The sequence below is a fragment of the Nostoc sp. LPT genome (assembly GCF_017115165.1).
In the GTDB taxonomy this organism is placed as follows: Bacteria; Cyanobacteriota; Cyanobacteriia; order Cyanobacteriales; family Nostocaceae; genus Nostoc.
Window position 1 is genome coordinate 26,001 of record NZ_JABXKF010000032.1, and the last position, 18,417, is coordinate 44,417.

Consider the following 18,417-nt stretch of genomic DNA (forward strand, 5'->3'; position numbering starts at 1 on the left):
TTACTTTATGCTAGAAACATCGCCAACACTTTTGGAACAATCCACTTGGTTGGAGTTTTCTACCTTGTTGTCAGAGATTCCAGGGTTGGTTGCAGGTGTGGATGAAGTAGGGCGAGGTGCTCTATTTGGCCCTGTGGTGGCGGCAGCAGTGATCTTACCAGATCGCGCTTTGCCAATACTGATGGCAGCTAAAATCAAAGACAGTAAAAAGTTGTCTAGTTCTCGGAGAACTCAGCTAGTGCAGCAAATTTGTGGGCTGGCTATAGACTGGAAAATTGGGTTTGCTTCTACTGCCGAAATTGACAAGATAAATATTTTGCAAGCAACGTTGTTAGCAATGAAGCGGGCTGTGCTGAAGTTAAAAGTACAGCCTGCACTTTGCTTGATTGACGGCAATCAGTCAATCAAAGATTTGCTATTACCGCAACAAACAATAGTCAAAGGAGACGAGCGATCGCTCGCTATTGCCTCTGCTAGTATTATCGCTAAGGTTTGGCGTGACGATCTGGTAATGCATTTAGCATTAAAGTACCCTATGTACAACCTGGAAAATAACAAGGGTTATGGTAGCCAGCGGCATTTGCTGGCTTTGCAACAATACGGGCCCTCGCCCCTACATCGTCAGTCTTTTCGTCCTTGCCAAATCAAAGGTCTGAGTGTTGAGTGATTGAAGAAGAATACAGAATTCAGAATGAATTAATCGGGGATTCAGACCTTCTACTAATTACAGAATTCAATTCTGTAGCTTGCTTCCCTGAAAGGGTATTCTGGCGACTGACTCCTGAATTCTGTTTGTTAAAAAATTACTCAGCATTCAGGATTGGTAATTCAGTACTATCACTGTCAAGTCCTCTATCTTTAGTTTGTGATATCACCCAATAGCGATAATCAGTCAAAAGTTGATTTAATAACCTTTGCTTGACCGATAACAGGACGCTTTTAAGCAAACCATTACCAGTAGCTTCTAAAATCGGCTTAGGAGTGAAGGAAAATGGCGGTGGGAAATCCACCAGCACTTCTAAATCAGCTTTTCCTTGCAGGCGAGTGCCAGTGCTAAACTCTTTCGGAGACAAATACCCTTTTAAATTGAGAGCAAAGCGCTGGTTAATATACTCGAAACCTAAAATTTCGCAGTTTAGCGATCGCAAATAAATTATTCCATTTGATTCTGCCCAGACTCTCATGTCTACAGTAGGTTGAATACTCAATGACATAAAAGTCAGCGGACGCATTTTCAAGCGAAATACTTCCTCAGAAAGTTGCTGAATCCGGCTATTGTCAACCAAAGCCTTAACCAGACGTTGAGGCTGACGCAAGTAGTGCTGAATGGGAATAGGCTGCTCTGGAACAGCGATTTCAACCGATTGGGAGGCAGTAAACCGGGTAGCCATGAGCTGATAAAAATATCTGTTTCTTAATTTTAATATTTTTTAACAACTTAGTTCTGATTATTAGAAAAGTACAAAATTTATTGACTATAAAAACGATTGTTGCTTATCAGGTATACATCATTAGCAAAAAGTTGGTACGCTCATTCTATCTTTAGTTCAATAAATATAGATTAGGATTTAAGTATTGACAAAAAATCAATAATATGCTTATTTGTTTGGTTAGAAACCAATATAATTGCTCTTGAATCTTCAGAGGGATTTAGCAAAAAAAACTCCTAGGAAATGTATCTGCTAGAAGACTGATTTTCTTGGATACATATTTCGTTCTATCCGTTTAGTGCGTAAATTTTAGAGATAACAGTGTTTAGTAAGAGTAGATGTTGGATATATTTGCCAAACCAAAATATCATAATCTCTGTTTACGCATTAAACTCGCAACTCAAGGCTAAAAGCATGACTTTATCGATCACACATTTAGGGCCTCCCGGCACTTACACAGAACAAGCAGCTGTTTTTTATGTCAACTGGTTGAGCAAAAGTACGGGAACTGAAGCTATATTATGCCCCTATCCCACTATCCCTCAATCACTGCACGCCGTTGCTAATGGTCAAGCTCACTTGGCTGTTGTGCCAGTAGAAAATTCTATTGAAGGGAGTGTGACTACAACAATGGATACACTATGGCAGTTGGACAGTTTGCGTATTCAGTTGGCTTTGGTATTACCCATTGCCCATACGTTAATTTCCTGCGCATCTAATTTAGATAAAATTAAAACTGTTTACTCTCACCCGCAAGCTTTGGCACAATGTCAGGGATGGTTAGAGCGGTTTCTCCCGACTGTACAGATTATTCCCAGCAATTCTACAACCGAAGCACTACAGCGATTGGAACAAGAGACAACAACAGCAGCGATCGCTTCTAGTAGAGCAGCTCAACTCTACAACCTGCCCATACTTGCTAGTGGCATCAACGACAACCCAGAAAACTTTACTCGTTTTTGGGTAGTAAGTCAGGGTGAAGCGGAAGTTGGATATCAAGCATCAACAACACGCGCCAGCCACACATCGCTGGCTTTTAGTATGCCTGCCAACACACCCGGAGCATTGGTCAAACCTTTGCAAATATTTGCTCAACTAGGGATTAACCTCAGCCGCATTGAATCTCGTCCGACAAAGCGATCGCTAGGCGAATACTTGTTTTTCATGGATTTAGAAGCAGATGCGAAGGAAGCACAAATGCAATCTGCTTTAGCCGAATTAACTATCCACACAGAGATTTTAAAAATTCTTGGCGCTTACAATGTTTTACCGATCAGCGGCGTTACTTAAGAAGTTAGGAATTATCTGTTATTAGTTAGAGACTATAAATTATAATTTGTCAATCTTTTATTTTTTGTTATTTCTTTCTAACTCCTAACTCAGTACAGACGCGATTAATCGCGTCTCTCCTAACTCCTCACTTTTGACTAAATGTATCTTTGAGAACAGCGCGAGCTGCCAAGTGATTCCGAGTAGAAGTTAAAATTTCTGCTTCCCGCTCTAGACGAGTTACAGTATCTTGCATTTCTAACAATAATTGCTGCTCTGCGGCGACACCATAAAGATTACTGGCTACCCAATAAGATAACTCTGTTGGTAGATCGGGCAAATCTTCTGGTAATTCAATGTTTTGTTCGGTTAATTTGGCTGACAGACGCACAACATCTCGCAGTAGTTGGTCTACTTCAGTTGATAAAGGTCGCAAATCCTTAGTAGGTGGTTGGTCTTCAATCCACTCAACTAAGCCAACGCGATATGGCTTTTCACGAACATACTCTAATACACGAAATCTTTGCTGCCCTAAAGTCATCATTTTGATCCGATCGTCTGGCAGCCGTTGGTGATGAATGATTTCGGCACAGCAACCAGTGTTTGCAATTGTACCTTTGACTGGATCGAACATTAAAACACCGAACCTGCGATCGCTCTCCAAAATCGTGTTCATCATGATTCGGTAGCGAAATTCAAATATGTGCAGGGGTAATGGCCTGGTAGGAAACAGAACTACTTCGGGTAACGGGAACAGAGGTAGTTCGCGAACTGCAATTTTAGAAGATGATGTCATTGTTGCTTTGGGATAAACTTAATCTTTAAAATTTCTTTTTCTCTGCTTTTCCCGTACTTTATCTACATTCTATCATTTGTTTCCTAGCTAAATAAAAGCCCTGAGATATATTTCTTCAGGGCTGTGTAAAAATTCATACTAATGTCATTTATCTTTTGTCCTTGTCCTTTGCTAATGACAAATGACCAATGACTAATGACTAAATTAAAGTTTGACTTCAATATCTACACCCGATGGTAGATCCAATTTCATTAGGGCATCAATAGTTTTAGAAGAGGGCTGGTAAATGTCAATAATCCGGCGATGAGTACGGGTTTCAAAGTGCTCCCGTGAATCTTTATCTACGTGGGGCGATCGCAGCACACAATAGATCCGGCGTTTTGTTGGTAAAGGAATTGGGCCTATAGCTGTAGCGTTGGTGCGGTTAGCCGTGTCTACAATCTTCTCGCAAGATGTATCTAATAACCGCCTGTCAAAAGCTTGTAAGCGAATTCTAATCTTCTGCTGCTGTAGAGTTGTCATCTTTAATTTTCCAGGTTCTGCGTAATTAGGGGAGTATTTACAGGTTAAAGGTTACAGGGTAAAGGTTACAGAAAACTATCACCTGTCTCCTGTAACCTATTACCTTATTTATAGAGGGAAGAGAAAGGAGCAGAGAGGCAAAATACATACCATCTCTGCTCCTTTGTTATGAGCAAAAAGGTGCTACTTGATAATTTTGGAGACGACACCAGCACCGATGGTGCGACCACCTTCGCGGATAGCGAAGCGCATTCCTTGTTCAATCGCGATCGCGTTGATCAATTCTACTGTCATCTTGATGCGATCGCCTGGCATCACCATTTCTACTTCTTTGCCTTCATCGGAAGTATAGGCTTTGATAGTACCAGTTACATCGGTTGTCCGCACGTAGAACTGGGGACGGTAGCCAGCGAAAAATGGAGTCTTACGACCACCTTCTTTTTCTGTTAGGACGTACACTTCACCTTCAAATTCATTATGAGGTTTAATTGAACCTGGTTTGGCAATTACCATACCCCGTTCAATATCAGCCTTCTGGATACCCCGGAGTAGTACGCCAGCGTTATCTCCAGCCATACCTTGCTCAAGACTCTTCTTGAACATTTCAATCCCAGTTACAGTAGTAGCGCGAGTATCTCTGATACCTACTAGTTCAACGTTATCGCCAACTTTGACTACACCGCGTTCAATCCGACCAGTGGCTACAGTACCACGACCTGTGATTGAGAACACGTCTTCTACAGCCATCAGGAAGGGTTTATCAACATCCCGCTCAGGTGTGGGAATGTAAGAATCTACAGCATCCATCAGTTCATAGATTTTGTCTACCCAAGGATTTTCTCCTCGTTGGGTCTTGGGATTCTTGGTCATTGCTTCCAGAGCTTGCAGACCAGAGCCTTTGATAATAGGGATATCATCGCCAGGGAAATCATAGCTGCTTAACAGTTCTCTTAGTTCTAGTTCCACTAGTTCCAAGAGTTCTGGGTCATCCATCAAGTCTTCTTTGTTCAAGAAGACAACCAGACTAGGAACGCCAACCTGTTTTGCCAACAGAATGTGTTCGCGGGTTTGCGGCATAGGACCATCGGTAGCAGCAACTACGAGGATACCTCCGTCCATCTGTGCAGCACCGGTGATCATGTTCTTCACATAGTCAGCGTGTCCTGGACAGTCTACGTGAGCATAGTGCCGACTTGCAGTTTCATACTCTACGTGAGCAGTATTGATGGTAATACCCCGTGCCTTTTCTTCTGGAGCATTATCAATTTGGTCGTAGCCCTTAGCTACAGCCTGACCCATAGCTGCCAAGGTCATGGTGATGGCTGCTGTCAAGGTAGTTTTACCGTGGTCAACGTGACCAACTGTACCGATATTAATGTGGGGTTTATTCCTTTCAAACTTTGCGCGTGCCATGAATGCTCATTTCCTTATTTTAACTAAGCGTTCCCTTTGCTTTTTGCAATGATAGTTTCAGCTACGCTGCGAGGCACCTCTTCGTAGTGGCTGAACTCCATCGTGAAGATACCCCGACCTTGTGTCTTTGACCGGATATCAGTGGCGTAGCCAAACATGGTCGCCAGTGGAACTTTGGATGCGACCTTAGCAAGTCCCTGTTCGGTGCTTTGGCTTTCAATTTGCCCTCGGCGAGCAATGAGGTCGCCAATGACGTTCCCGATATAGTCTTCAGGAACTTCAACCTCAACTTTCATCATAGGCTCTAAGAGGACGGGTGAAGCTTTTAGCACAGCCTCTTTCATCGCCATTGAACCAGCGATTTTGAAAGCCATTTCCGAAGAGTCTACATCGTGGTATGACCCATCAATTAGCGTCGCTTTGACGTCAATCAACGGATATCCAGCTAGAACACCGGATTCGCAGCTTTCTTTCATTCCTTGTTCTGCGGGGCCAACGTACTCTTTAGGTACTGAACCACCAGCAATTTTGGAAACGAATTCAAAGCCAGTACCTGGGTCTCCAGGCTCCAAATTGATCACAACGTGACCGTATTGGCCTTTACCACCACTTTGGCGGATAAATTTGCCCTCAATTTTGCTTACAGCTTTCCGAATTGTTTCTCGGTAAGCTACTTGCGGCGCACCTACATTCGCTTCCACCTTGAATTCTCGTAACATCCGGTCTACTAGAATTTCTAGGTGTAGCTCTCCCATCCCCGCGATTACGGTTTGGTTTGTTTCCGGATCGACGCGGACGCGGAAGGTGGGATCTTCTTCTGAGAGAGATTGCAGAGCTTTGGACAGCTTGTCCATGTCGTTCTTGGTTTTGGGTTCAACCGCCACCGAGATCACAGGCTCAGGAATGAATAGGGATTCCAGAATTACTGGCGATCCATCATCACAGAGCGTGTCACCTGTCAAGGTGTCTTTCAATCCCAAAGCTGCTCCCAAATCACCTGCTCGCAGTTCATCGACATCTTGCCGATCGTCTGCCTTCATTAAAACTAAGCGGGAAATCCGTTCTTTTTTATTCTTACTAGCGTTGAGAACGTAGCTGCCCTTTTTCAGGACACCAGAATAAACACGAACAAATGTCAGGCGACCGTAAGGGTCAGCCATAATCTTGAATGCCAGGGCTGCTAAGGGTTCGTTGTCATCAGCCCGCCGCTCAACAGTATCGCCATTGGGCAGTAAGCCTTGAATTGGCGGTACTTCACTTGGCGCTGGCAGGTAATCGACAACGGCATCCAGCATTAACTGTACACCTTTGTTTTTGAATGCCGAACCGCAAAGTACTGGTACAATTGTCCCCGCAATTGTGCCTTTACGCAGGGCAGTCCGAACTTCCTGTTCTGTAAGTTCTTCGCCCTCGAAGTACTTAGTCATCAGAGCATCATCTGTTTCTGCCGCGGCTTCTATTAGCTTAGTGCGGAATTCGTCTACCTGCGCTTGCAATGCTTCCGGGATATCGGTTTCTTGGATATCAGTTCCTTGATCATTTGCGTAAATATACGCACGCATCCGTACTAAATCAACGATACCTTGGAAGTCGTTTTCACTACCGATTGGTAGTTGAATGGCGATCGCATTCGCCCGCAGGCGATCGCGGATTTGGTCGTGAACTTTATAAAAGTTCGCTCCGGTGCGATCCATCTTGTTGATAAAGGCTATCCGAGGAACTTTGTAGCGTTCTGCTTGCCGCCACACTGTCTCAGACTGCGGTTGCACGCCGCCCACAGAACAAAATACTGCGATTACACCATCTAACACGCGCATGGAACGCTCAACTTCAATTGTGAAGTCTACGTGACCCGGAGTATCGATAATGTTAATTTGATGATCTTTCCAACTGGTACTGATCGCAGCAGCAGTAATGGTAATTCCCCGCTCCCGCTCCTGCTCCATCCAGTCTGTGACGGCAGTTCCTTCATGAACTTCGCCAATTTTATGAATTATTCCAGAGTAAAATAATATTCTCTCTGTTGTTGTTGTTTTGCCCGCATCTATATGCGCCGCAATACCAATGTTGCGTACTTTCTCTAGCGGGATCGTGCGTGCCACAGCTACCTCCTATAGTTTTTGCCTCATGATATCTTGTATATTACTCTTTGTTAAGATTCTATACTTTTACGGAAAACCGTCTTTTTTTTGTAAATCCACGATATAGCGCTTCGGCAAGGCGATATATCGCTTTTTTACTTAGTAACGATAATGTGCGAATGCTTTGTTAGCTTCCGCCATCCGGTGCGTCTCTTCACGTTTGCGAATGGCATTGCCTGTTTCGTTGGCAGCATCCATTAACTCATTTGCCAATTTGCTTGCCATTGTCCGGCCTGGTCTAGACCGGGAATATTGCACTAACCAACGCAGTGCTAGGGTAGTGCCCCGTTCTGTACGCACTTCCATTGGTACTTGGTAGGTTGCTCCACCAACTCGCCGAGCTTTTACTTCTACTAAAGGCGTGGCATTTCGCACTGCTCTTTCAAAGGTTTCCAACGCACCAGCACCAGTGCGTTCTTCAATAGTTTTTAATGCATCATAAACAATGCGTGCGGCAAGTGATTTTTTGCCATGACGCATGATCCGTCTGATAATCATGCTCACAAGGCGACTGTTATATACAGAGTCAGACGGAACTGGGCGCCTTTGAATAACACCACGACGAGACATACTTCACCTTTAATTCGGAATTGGCAACGAAATTATATGCTATCAGACACCGGAAACTAAAAGCGGTAGAACCCAACCCTCAGACTTCCTCTATTTTTTTCGACCGTTGCAGCAAGACTGACTTAATTGAATGCCAATTCTTGATTTTGGATTTTGGATTAAAAGTTTTCGGTATATATTCCGATCCCAAGGATCTGAACAAATCAAAAGTCTGTAAGCCTAATTCCCTTGTGGGATCGACCAATCCAAAATCGCAAATCTAAGAATCTAAAATTGTTTGACTTGCTACCTGCAACGAAATACTCAAGGCGACAAGATTATAAACTTTAATGTTCAGATGAGAAATTAGCTGTAGATTACAGTATTTTCCTCCTCAGAACTTCTACACTTGCTCGCTTAGTGTAGATGTAAGCTTGCTTGATTTCTTGAAACAGACTTTGGCGGTCTTCATAACTACTGTTAGAACAAAGACGGCGCTCCTTCTTTTACCCTTCAGCGCTTTCAAGGTAGACGATTAATCGTGTTAAATGCGATTAATCGCCTAATCCTATTTTTTTGCTTCTTTAGGACGCTTGGTTCCATACTTGGAACGGCCTTGCTTGCGGTCTTTGACTCCGGCTGTATCTAGGGTGCCACGGATAATGTGGTATCTCACGCCTGGTAGATCCTTAACCCGACCGCCACGAATCATCACAACTGAGTGTTCTTGTAAGTTGTGACCAATGCCTGGAATGTAAGCTGTGACTTCAAATCCAGAGGTAAGTCTAACTCTTGCTACTTTGCGTAGGGCTGAGTTAGGCTTTTTTGGTGTGGTCGTGTATACTCTGGTACAAACTCCCCGACGTTGGGGGCATTGTTTCAGAGCTGGGGACTTGGTTTTCTGACGCGCTTGTTCGCGCTCATTTCGGATTAGCTGCTGTATTGTTGGCATGAGTTACAGCGCGTAAAGCTGCTTATGGTCTAAGTTTTAACAAATCCTGATTATATCTTTTTTTTCGGTCTTATGTCAATTGTTATTTTTGCTTAGTGATTGAACATCTGTTTTTTGACTAATGTTCAATCACTAATGACTCAAGGAGAAGGAATTGCCACAGCCACAGGTAGCGATCGCCTGAGGATTGTGGAAGCGAAAACCACCACCCATTAAGTCTTCTGAATAATCCACCCTCAAACCTTTAAGGTAATTTAAGCTTGTGGCATCAATGACTACTTGAATCTCATCCAACTCGAAAACCTGGTCGCCGACTTTTATTGCTTCATCAAAGGACATATCATAAAAGAATCCAGAACAACCACCTGGTTTTACTGCCAATCGAAATAAGACATTTTGCTGCTTGGACTTTATTCGCCCAATCTCACTTACGGCTGCTTGACTCAGATGAATCATGGAACTCGTTTTTTGCAATTGAATACCCCATCTTCCATTTTACAGATAGGTTGACCCTTGCTTGTGCAAAATTCCAAATCATCAAAGGCATGAGCACGATCACTATTACTACATTTATAACACTAACATGCTTCAGTCCCCACCTTAACAAGGTAGGGACTTCTGGGGTGCAATAGTTCGTTTACAAAGACGGTTTACATAAAAATGTATTCAGCTTTGAGATTAAAGCTTTAATAGCATTCTTTTGGTTTTAATCTTTGGTACGGGCATAGTCATCTTGGTAGCGGATAATATCATCTTCTCCTAAATATTCGCCATTTTGGACTTCAATCAACACCAAGGGGATCACGCCAGGATTCTCTAAACGATGAGATGTACATTGAGGTACATAGGTTGACTCATTATTACTCAGTAAGACTTCTTTCTCACCACAAACTACTCTAGCTGTACCAGAGACGACAATCCAATGTTCGCTGCGGTGATGGTGCATTTGTAGACTGAGGCGGTGTCCTGGCTTAACTTCGATGCGCTTAATTTTGTATCCGCGCCCTTCTTCCAAAACTGTAAAAGCACCCCAAGGACGTAATTCAGTTGCAGCAGAGCCCCTAGAAGTTATGTTTGGAGGGAGGTGTAGAGTTTCAGTCTGTGTAGTTTCTTGATATCGAGCCATAGTTACCTCATTTGAAGACATAACAAACCGTTGGTACTCTTAATTATTGATAAAAAATCTGGCGCTATCTTGCAACCTTAAAAATCAGCAATTTTGTCGCACTTTGATAAACATAGCAAAATCAAACCTTATGGTGTAAACCATCACTACTAAAACTCTGATGTCTACACCAAGTCTTCATCAAGCTAAATGACAGCTTGTTCTAAACTTTAAAAAATGACTAGGGATTGGGGATTGGTCATAGGGCATGGGGCATTGGTGATTAAGAGAATTCCTTATTCCTTATTCCCTATTCCCCATTCCCTGATTATCGTGGTTGCAGGAAAATACCAATTCCGTTATGAACACGAGCAGCGGTACTGGGCGAGCGATCGAGTAGTTGCCCTCCTAAATAAAGGCTGGTAGAACTACCGCCGTCCAAATTTAGGGCATCCACACAGCCCATGAGTTGCATCAATTGGGCGTGTTCTGCCAAATTAGGGCCATAACCGCCGGCACGATTATGTGTGGCAGTAATCATCACTGTGCCTGTTTCTGTTGTGCAAATACCGCTACGAATAGCCTTTTCGGCAATAAAGGCATTACTAAATTTTTCGCCTTTGGCATCAAGGACAATTTGACGATTTTGGACTAATAGCGGCCCAGCACCGATAATGTAGGGATAACGACTAAAATCAGCTGGAGTAGTGGCGCTGGAAATACTTACTGCGCTTCCAATAGGTAGTTGTGAGGCAGCACTAGCAGCGTTAGCGCGTAAAGTTAGCAGGTAGCCATCTTGGGGAATTGGAACTGCTGTCTCACCAACTTTGCCGCCTGGTAACTGATTGGTAATTTGGTTTTTTTGTACCACTAAGATAATTTCGTTATCTGTTAGGGGTGTGTAAGTTGATCCCCAAGCTGAGGTGTAACGAGCAATGCCACTTTGAATGTAGCCACTGTTGAGAAACAGAATTGGTAGGCGCTGGTCATTTGCTGTAATTAAAGTTTCTTCCAAGGTGAGACGACCGAAGTAAAATTGGCCTGAATCATTCCAAGCGATCGCACCCCGGTTAAGAATTGGGCCTGATAACCACTGACTATCCCGACGAATTGCACCCAATGGCAATCTGTTATTACGGTTAAAATAACCACCATTAATTCCAGCTACTGCTAAGTAACGTTGTGCTGTTTGAATTAAGGGAGCAGTACCTGCAAGTCCATCAGGACTAGCCCACATAGGTTTCAAAATTAGCCCAAATTTGCGGGGATTAACTTCTAACCAGACCACAGGAAAGCGTTCTGTGCCTAAGTTGACATAATGCTGTCGCCAGCGCAATCCTGGGGCCCAAGTAATATCCCGCTCTTCTAAAGGATCGGGTCGAATATCGATAATCAGGCGATTGGGGTTAGCGACAGTACTAACTTGAGGCGATAGACCAAAGGGAACGCTTAGACTAATAATCGTTTGGTTTTTCATCACCTCCACTTTTTGAATCAGTGGTTCAGGGGCTGGTAGTATTGGTTGTGTTGGTGTCGCTGGTGATAATTGTTTGAGCAGGTTTGGCAGCAATGTTGGTGGTGCTGCTGGTGGCTGGGGGGTATAGCGTTCTATCAAAACAGGGTCAGCTATTCCATCCAGGGTAATTGTCCACTGTCTATTTGGCGGTACAGTGGATTTGGGAGTTGGCGTATCTGGATCGGAAGAGGGAGTTTGCAGTTTGGCGATCGCTGACCCTTGTGCAACTTGCCAGGGAGTTGAACGATCTAAATTGACAAGAATTCGAGTCTGTTGCAAAGGGGCACTTGCTTCTGGAGGTTCCTGACTCTGAACAATATTTGTGACTTGTGCTTTTGGGGTAGCAATTTCCAAGGTGTTGCCATTAGCTTGGATTTGCCATCCTGATGTTTGAGCAAAATTAGTGATATCCAGATAGCGATATGCCCCTATTAGCCTAGCGGCTAAAACTTGTGGCGTTGTTATCGGCGAAAACCACTGTATTGGTTGCCTCGCTGAATTACTACTGTTTAAGAAATTTACTCCAATTAATTGCCTGAATGCCCCATCATTGAGATGAGTTGTCACCTGACCAGATTTTCCAGGTTGCTGCAACCAAGTTCCTGGTAGAGTACGACCATTGAGGGAAATTTGATTACCAGAAAATGCCGTGCCTGTTAAAAGAGGTGTAGGTAACTGTGAGATTAACTTGGGTGTTGATTTGGTGGTTTTTAGGGACTCCTGGGCGTTGAGAGGATAGGTAGTAATTAAGCACAGTACTGTCAAAAGTATTGGTGACACAGTAGCCAGAAAAAATTTGCGTTCGCCCTTGGTGTTGACGGAGCCATCGCGAATCCCTGATTGGCAACAATTCGGCATTTTTACCATAATTTACTAAGTACTTTTGAAAACTATCACCCCAGGTATAAACTAACTAATTATTTGGAAATATAAAGAAAGCATGACTTTATTTTTGAATAAATATGTTAGTCTATATGTTGGCTATTTATCTCTTTTAAACACAGATTAATTTATTTAGACGCTAAAGCCACTGCAATCAAGTGTTTTAACTCCCACTAATTTTAACCACACCATATACGGTAGTTTTGGTTATCAAAACTGGATTAAGATATTTAATCCTAGCTGAAGGTTGCTAATATGATTATTTCAGTAATGTCTAGTTCATAGTAATACATGCGGCAACTGGGAAGCGGCAAAATTATAGACAACAAAAATATTTGGGAATTGTCAAATGGGTATATATTGTAATACGCTGATTTTATTGCTGAATCGGGATGATTTTGGCTTTAGAACATAGTACAGCGTTTAGTTTTAGTTTTGTTTTAGGTGAGCCAAAAAAAATAGGCTCGGTAAGTAGCTAGTGTGCATCTGGAAAAAAGGGATTGAGAAAATACTTAACTTCAAAATATAAAAAAGAAACTGTCAGGGCAAAAATAATGTCTTGGCGGAGGTAACTTGTCTAACACCGCATAAACACATAAAAAACACGCAATCATTTTAACACGGGGAACTGATAAAGTAAAACCGAAGTTAAAATTTTTTTTCCCTAAATTTCGGTGCTTATATATTTTTCCATCGCTGAATTTAGAAATTTTTTCCCACAATAATGTAGTGGCAAAATTAGTAACTCAATACTTCAGGAACAGGGTATGAATAATAAACCGATGAATCAAGACCAGGAAATCACAGCGGATATCAACTCAAGAGATACCTATCAGGGGCAAAAGTGGTTAGTAGAGGAACGAGATGCCTGTGGTGTAGGTTTTATTGTTCATCGCCAGAATCATACCAGCCACAAAATTGTCGAAAAAGCCTTAGCTGCTTTAACCTGCTTAGAACATCGGGGAGGTTGTAGCGCTGATCGCGACTCTGGTGATGGTGCTGGAGTATTGACAGCAATCCCTTGGGAGTTGTTCCAACAAGACTTTGCCCAAAGGGGGAAGGAATTTCCATCCACCAATAATATAGCTGTGGGGATGATATTTCTCCCACAAGAACAGCAAGCTGCACAAAAAGCTAGGGTGACTGTTGAGCAAGTAGCTGCTGAAGAGAAATTAATTGTATTGGGTTGGCGAGTAGTGCCAGTGCAACCTGATTTGTTGGGGGTACAAGCAAGAGAAAATCAACCCCAGATTGAACAAGTTTTGTTAGCTTCTGTTGACAAAAGCGGCGATGAATTGGAACGCCAATTGTACATTACCCGCCGCCGAATTAGTAAAGCTGCAACTAACATCTCAGAAGAATTTTATATCTGTTCGTTGTCAAGTCGCACAATTGTCTATAAAGGTATGGTGCGTTCCGCTGTCTTGGGCAGCTTTTACGACGATTTAAAAAATCCAGCTTACAAAAGCGCCTTTGCTGTTTATCACCGCCGCTTTAGTACCAATACCATGCCCAAGTGGCCCCTAGCCCAACCGATGCGGCTTTTGGGTCACAACGGTGAAATCAATACCTTATTGGGTAACATCAACTGGATGATGGCACGAGAAGCTAGTCTGAATCATCCTGTATGGGGTGATCGCATCGAGGAACTCAAGCCATTAGTTCATATTGATAACAGTGACTCAGCCACCCTAGACAACGTAGTGGAATTACTGGTGTGCTCTGGACGCAGCCCCTTGGAGGCTTTAATGATTATGGTTCCAGAGGCTTACCAAAATCAGCCTTCTTTACATAAATTTCCAGAAATTGTTGATTTCTACGAATATTACAGTGGTTTGCAAGAAGCGTGGGACGGGCCAGCACTTTTAGTATTCAGCGATGGCAAAAAAGTTGGTGCAACTCTAGATCGTAATGGTTTAAGACCAGCTCGTTACGCGATCACCAAAGATGATTACATTGTTGTAGCTTCGGAAGCTGGTGTGGTGGACTTCCCAGAAGCCGATATTGTCGAGAAAGGTAGACTCGGCCCAGGGCAAATGATCGCCGTAGATTTAGAAAATCATGAAGTGCTGAAGAATTGGGATATAAAGGGGCGCATCGCCAAGCAGCACCCTTATGGAGAATGGCTGCAACAGCACCGTCAAGAATTAAAGTCATTGGTGAGCCAACGCGGTCTTCTCCCAAGGGGAGACGCCAAGGGCGATAGCGCAGCGTTAGCGAGTCATCGAGCGTCTGGGGGTCTCCCCCATGAGCGATTGGCGAACCCTGAAGGGGTCATTAGTCATCCGTCATTAGCAAATGGCAATGGCAAAGGACAATTGACTATTGACCAAGGACAATTGACTATTGACAAGCAAACCTTACTTCAGCGTCAAACTGCCTTTGGGTACACCACAGAAGATGTGGAAATGGTGATTCATCCAATGGCGATCGCAGGTTCTGAGCCGACTTTCTGCATGGGTGATGATATTCCCTTAGCGGTGCTATCACAAAAGCCACACCTGCTTTATGACTATTTCAAACAGCGCTTTGCTCAGGTGACAAACCCGGCGATCGATCCCCTGCGGGAAAAGCTAGTAATGTCTCTGAAAGTTGAACTGGGTGAACGGGGTAACTTATTAGAACCCAAGGCAGAATATGCTCGGAGATTGAAACTCGAATCGCCAGTGTTAACGGATGGTGAATTAGAGGCGATTAAGCTGTCAGGATTTGCGACGGCTGAGTTGTCAACCCTGTTTGCGATCGCCACCGGCCCAGAAGGATTAAAGTCCGCAGTCCAATCTTTACAAGTACAAGCAGCTGAATCAGTCCGCGCAGGTGCAAAGATTTTAATATTAAGCGACCAGATCCCCTCAAGCTCTCTTGATGCAGGTATCAGCACGGAATACACCTACATTCCCCCCCTGTTAGCAGTGGGCGCTGTACATCACCATCTGATTCGTGAGGGGTTGCGAATGAAAACATCCCTGATTGTGAATACTGCTCAATGCTGGAGTACCCATCACTTTGCTTGTCTGATTGGCTACGGTGCTGGTGCAGTTTGTCCGTATATGGCTTTAGATACGGTGCGTGATTGGTGGTCTGATCCCAAAACTCAAAAGTTAATGGGGGTACAAAAAATTCCCACCCTCACCCTAGAACAAGCTTTAGGAAATTATCGCAAAGCAGTAGAGTCAGGTTTGCTCAAAATTCTCTCCAAGATGGGAATTTCTCTGCTCTCCAGCTATCAAGCAGCCCAAATCTTTGAAGCGATTGGCATTGGTGGAGATTTAATCGAACTGGGATTTCGTGGTACGACTTCCCGCATCGGTGGTTTGAGTGTTACCGAACTCGCTGATGAAGTACTTTCCTTCCACAGCAAAGCTTTCCCAGAACTGACGACCAATAAGTTAGAAAACCTGGGCTTTGTGCAATACCGTCCTAACGGCGAGTACCACATGAATAGCCCAGAAATGGTTAAGGCGTTGCATAAAGCTCTAGATGGCAAAAACTACGACCACTACGAAGTTTACAAAAAGCACCTCCAAGGCAGACCAGTAACAGCCTTGCGGGACTTGCTAGACTTCCAAGGCGATCGCAGCCCAATTTCTCTAGAAGAAGTAGAGTCGGTAACTGAAATTGTCAAGCGCTTCTGCACAGGTGGCATGTCTTTGGGTGCTTTGTCAAGAGAAGCCCATGAAACTTTAGCAATCGCTATGAATCGCATTGGCGGGAAATCAAATTCTGGAGAAGGTGGCGAAGATCCAGTGCGCTACACAGTTCTAGATGATGTGGATGAGTCTGGTTACTCGCCAACCCTACCTCATTTAAAAGGATTGCAGAATGGCGATCGAGCTTATAGTGCCATTAAGCAAGTTGCATCGGGACGCTTTGGTGTGACGCCAGAGTACCTAGTTAACGCCAAACAAATTGAAATCAAAATTGCCCAAGGTGCCAAGCCTGGGGAAGGTGGACAACTGCCAGGGCCCAAAGTAAGCCAATACATTGCGATGTTAAGGCGCTCCAAGCCAGGTGTAACGCTGATATCACCACCACCGCACCACGATATTTATTCGATTGAAGACCTAGCACAACTGATTTTTGATCTGCACCAAATAAATCCGAAAGCAAAGGTGTCGGTGAAGCTAGTTGCAGAAGTTGGCATTGGTACGATCGCTGCTGGTGTAGCCAAAGCAAACGCTGATATCATCCAGATTTCTGGTCATGATGGTGGTACAGGGGCATCACCACTTAGTTCGATTAAGCACGCTGGTTCGCCGTGGGAACTCGGTTTAAGTGAAGTGCATCGCGTTTTGATGGAAAATAGTTTGCGCGATCGCGTGATTTTGCGGGTAGATGGCGGACTCAAGAGTGGCTGGGATGTGGTAATAGGTGCATTGATGGGCGGTGAAGAATTTGGTTTCGGCTCCATCGCCATGATTGCTGAAGGCTGTATCATGGCGCGAGTTTGCCACATGAATACCTGCCCTGTAGGTGTTGCTACTCAGAAAGAAGAACTCCGTAAGCGGTTTACAGGAATACCAGAACAAGTTGTCAACTTCTTCTATTTCATCGCTGAAGAAGTGCGTAGTTTGTTAGCCCGACTTGGCTACCGTTCTTTATCAGAAATCATTGGACGTGCAGATTTGTTAAAACTGCGCCAAGAGGCAAAACTCACCAAAACGCGATCGCTAAATCTGGACTGTTTACTTCAGCTACCAAATAGCAGAGACAATCGTAGCTGGTTGGTGCATGAAGAAGTTCACAGCAATGGCGTGGTTTTGGATGACAAGTTCCTTGCCGATGCCGAAATTCAGACTGCTATTAGAAATCAGTCTACTGTCACCAAGACTTACCCAATTATCAATACTGACAGAACAGTAGGCACAAGATTAGCGGGAGCGATCGCTTCCCAGTACGGTGACAGTGGCTTTGAAGGACAAATTAATCTCAACTTTACAGGTAGTGTTGGACAAAGCTTTGGTGCTTTCAACCTCCCAGGCATAATTCTGAGCCTAGAAGGAGAAGCAAACGACTATGTAGGTAAAGGGATGCATGGTGGTGAAATCATCATTAAACCTCCAACTGATGCTACCTATAACGCATCACAAAACGTGATAGTTGGCAATACCTGCCTCTATGGTGCTACTGGTGGCATATTATTTGCCAACGGATTAGCAGGAGAGCGCTTTGCTGTGAGAAACTCCAAAGGCATTGCAGTGATTGAAGGCGCTGGGGATCACTGCTGTGAATACATGACAGGTGGTGTGATTGTTGTCCTTGGCAAAGTAGGACGTAACGTAGCAGCGGGAATGACTGGTGGACTGGCATACTTCTTGGATGAAGACGACTTATTTCGTGAGTTAGTCAACCCAGAAATTGTCAAAATTCAGCGGGTGATTACCGAAGTAGGTGCAAAGCAACTGCAAGAATTAATCCAAACTCATGCAGAACGCACTGGTTCACCAAAGGCAAAGAAAATTCTGCAAAATTGGCAAGAATTTTTGCCGAAATTCTGGCAGTTAGTTCCGCCTTCTGAAGCTGATAGTCCAGAAGCCAATCCTGAAAAAACAACTGAGTTCAGTTTAGTAAGCAGTCATTAAGAGACTGACAACAAATAAATTCAATCTTGTGAGGCAGGCTTTCCGGCCTGCCTTTCGATAAAACAAGGGTTTTGGCGTCAAAAAACTTTTGTATTATTTATCTAACAACGCTAAATCTGGTTTTCTATGACAATGGTTCTCGTAACCCGAATAATATATTGCACCCTAACAAGCAAAATACCCCAAGGGAAACACCCTTGAGGTATAAGCATAATTGTTTAAGAATATAAACTTTATTCTTAAACCCCCCAGCAAAATCG

General features: G+C 43.8%; 13 protein-coding genes. 3 read left to right on the plus strand and 10 right to left on the minus strand.

The features are described from left to right. The first annotated feature begins 7 nt into the window (after positions 1-7). Positions 8-667 carry a ribonuclease HII gene (locus HWQ58_RS06925; protein ID WP_292859533.1) on the plus strand — a complete coding sequence of 220 codons (660 nt, stop codon included), beginning with the start codon at positions 8-10 and terminating at the stop codon, positions 665-667. A gap of 136 nt (positions 668-803) precedes the next feature. On the opposite strand, the gene HWQ58_RS06930 is transcribed toward HWQ58_RS06925, so the two are convergent. Next, entirely contained in the window at positions 804-1,391 is a 588-nt protein-coding gene (locus tag HWQ58_RS06930; protein ID WP_292859536.1) for a DUF1997 domain-containing protein, read from the minus strand. Between the two features lie 453 nt (positions 1,392-1,844). Here HWQ58_RS06930 and pheA point away from each other — a divergent pair, with 453 nt between their 5' ends. Continuing rightward, positions 1,845-2,720, plus strand: coding sequence for a prephenate dehydratase (gene pheA / locus HWQ58_RS06935; protein ID WP_292859539.1), 876 nt, complete (start codon positions 1,845-1,847; stop codon positions 2,718-2,720). A gap of 127 nt (positions 2,721-2,847) precedes the next feature. Here pheA and HWQ58_RS06940 read toward each other — a convergent pair whose 3' ends face one another. From HWQ58_RS06940 to HWQ58_RS06980, 9 genes are all read right to left on the minus strand, one after another. Then, on the minus strand, positions 2,848-3,495 hold the full coding sequence (locus HWQ58_RS06940; RefSeq protein WP_292859542.1) for an LON peptidase substrate-binding domain-containing protein: 648 nt from the start codon (positions 3,493-3,495) through the stop codon (positions 2,848-2,850). 204 nt (positions 3,496-3,699) lie between these two features. Continuing rightward, a complete protein-coding gene (gene rpsJ, locus HWQ58_RS06945; protein WP_292859545.1) occupies positions 3,700-4,017 on the minus strand; it encodes a 30S ribosomal protein S10 in 318 nt (105 codons plus the stop codon). Positions 4,018-4,200: 183 nt separating this feature from the next. After that, positions 4,201-5,430, minus strand: coding sequence for an elongation factor Tu (tuf, locus tag HWQ58_RS06950; RefSeq protein ID WP_099099763.1), 1,230 nt, complete (start codon positions 5,428-5,430; stop codon positions 4,201-4,203). A 23-nt stretch (positions 5,431-5,453) separates the two neighbouring features. Continuing rightward, positions 5,454-7,532 (minus strand): elongation factor G, encoded by a 2,079-nt coding sequence (fusA, locus tag HWQ58_RS06955; protein WP_292859548.1) that lies wholly within the window; start codon positions 7,530-7,532, stop codon positions 5,454-5,456. Between the two features lie 138 nt (positions 7,533-7,670). Further along, positions 7,671-8,141, minus strand: a complete 471-nt coding sequence (rpsG, locus tag HWQ58_RS06960) for a 30S ribosomal protein S7 (RefSeq protein WP_069070112.1) — start codon at positions 8,139-8,141, stop codon at positions 7,671-7,673. A gap of 547 nt (positions 8,142-8,688) precedes the next feature. Continuing rightward, positions 8,689-9,072, minus strand: a complete 384-nt coding sequence (rpsL, locus tag HWQ58_RS06965) for a 30S ribosomal protein S12 (RefSeq protein ID WP_012410236.1) — start codon at positions 9,070-9,072, stop codon at positions 8,689-8,691. 132 nt (positions 9,073-9,204) lie between these two features. Then, positions 9,205-9,528 carry an iron-sulfur cluster assembly accessory protein gene (locus HWQ58_RS06970; RefSeq protein WP_292859935.1) on the minus strand — a complete coding sequence of 108 codons (324 nt, stop codon included), beginning with the start codon at positions 9,526-9,528 and terminating at the stop codon, positions 9,205-9,207. A gap of 250 nt (positions 9,529-9,778) precedes the next feature. Further along, entirely contained in the window at positions 9,779-10,198 is a 420-nt protein-coding gene (locus tag HWQ58_RS06975; RefSeq protein WP_292859551.1) for a cupin domain-containing protein, read from the minus strand. A 307-nt stretch (positions 10,199-10,505) separates the two neighbouring features. Then, positions 10,506-12,551, minus strand: coding sequence for a phosphodiester glycosidase family protein (locus HWQ58_RS06980; protein WP_292859554.1), 2,046 nt, complete (start codon positions 12,549-12,551; stop codon positions 10,506-10,508). Positions 12,552-13,342: 791 nt separating this feature from the next. Between HWQ58_RS06980 and gltB the strand changes: the two genes are divergently transcribed. Further along, the gene (gltB, locus tag HWQ58_RS06985; protein WP_292859557.1) at positions 13,343-18,157 is read left to right on the plus strand and encodes a glutamate synthase large subunit; all 4,815 of its coding nucleotides are present in this window, start codon (positions 13,343-13,345) and stop codon (positions 18,155-18,157) included. Positions 18,158-18,417 lie beyond the last annotated feature (260 nt).

Coding starts and splice junctions, on each gene's coding strand:
- HWQ58_RS06925 (WP_292859533.1), top strand. CDS start 8: ATGCTAGAAACATCGCCAACACTTTTGGAACAATCCACTTGGTTGGAG.
- HWQ58_RS06930 (WP_292859536.1), bottom strand. CDS start 1,391: ATGGCTACCCGGTTTACTGCCTCCCAATCGGTTGAAATCGCTGTTCCA.
- pheA (WP_292859539.1), top strand. CDS start 1,845: ATGACTTTATCGATCACACATTTAGGGCCTCCCGGCACTTACACAGAA.
- HWQ58_RS06940 (WP_292859542.1), bottom strand. CDS start 3,495: ATGACATCATCTTCTAAAATTGCAGTTCGCGAACTACCTCTGTTCCCG.
- rpsJ (WP_292859545.1), bottom strand. CDS start 4,017: ATGACAACTCTACAGCAGCAGAAGATTAGAATTCGCTTACAAGCTTTT.
- tuf (WP_099099763.1), bottom strand. CDS start 5,430: ATGGCACGCGCAAAGTTTGAAAGGAATAAACCCCACATTAATATCGGT.
- rpsG (WP_069070112.1), bottom strand. CDS start 8,141: ATGTCTCGTCGTGGTGTTATTCAAAGGCGCCCAGTTCCGTCTGACTCT.
- rpsL (WP_012410236.1), bottom strand. CDS start 9,072: ATGCCAACAATACAGCAGCTAATCCGAAATGAGCGCGAACAAGCGCGT.
- HWQ58_RS06970 (WP_292859935.1), bottom strand. CDS start 9,528: ATGATTCATCTGAGTCAAGCAGCCGTAAGTGAGATTGGGCGAATAAAG.
- HWQ58_RS06975 (WP_292859551.1), bottom strand. CDS start 10,198: ATGGCTCGATATCAAGAAACTACACAGACTGAAACTCTACACCTCCCT.
- HWQ58_RS06980 (WP_292859554.1), bottom strand. CDS start 12,551: ATGCCGAATTGTTGCCAATCAGGGATTCGCGATGGCTCCGTCAACACC.
- gltB (WP_292859557.1), top strand. CDS start 13,343: ATGAATAATAAACCGATGAATCAAGACCAGGAAATCACAGCGGATATC.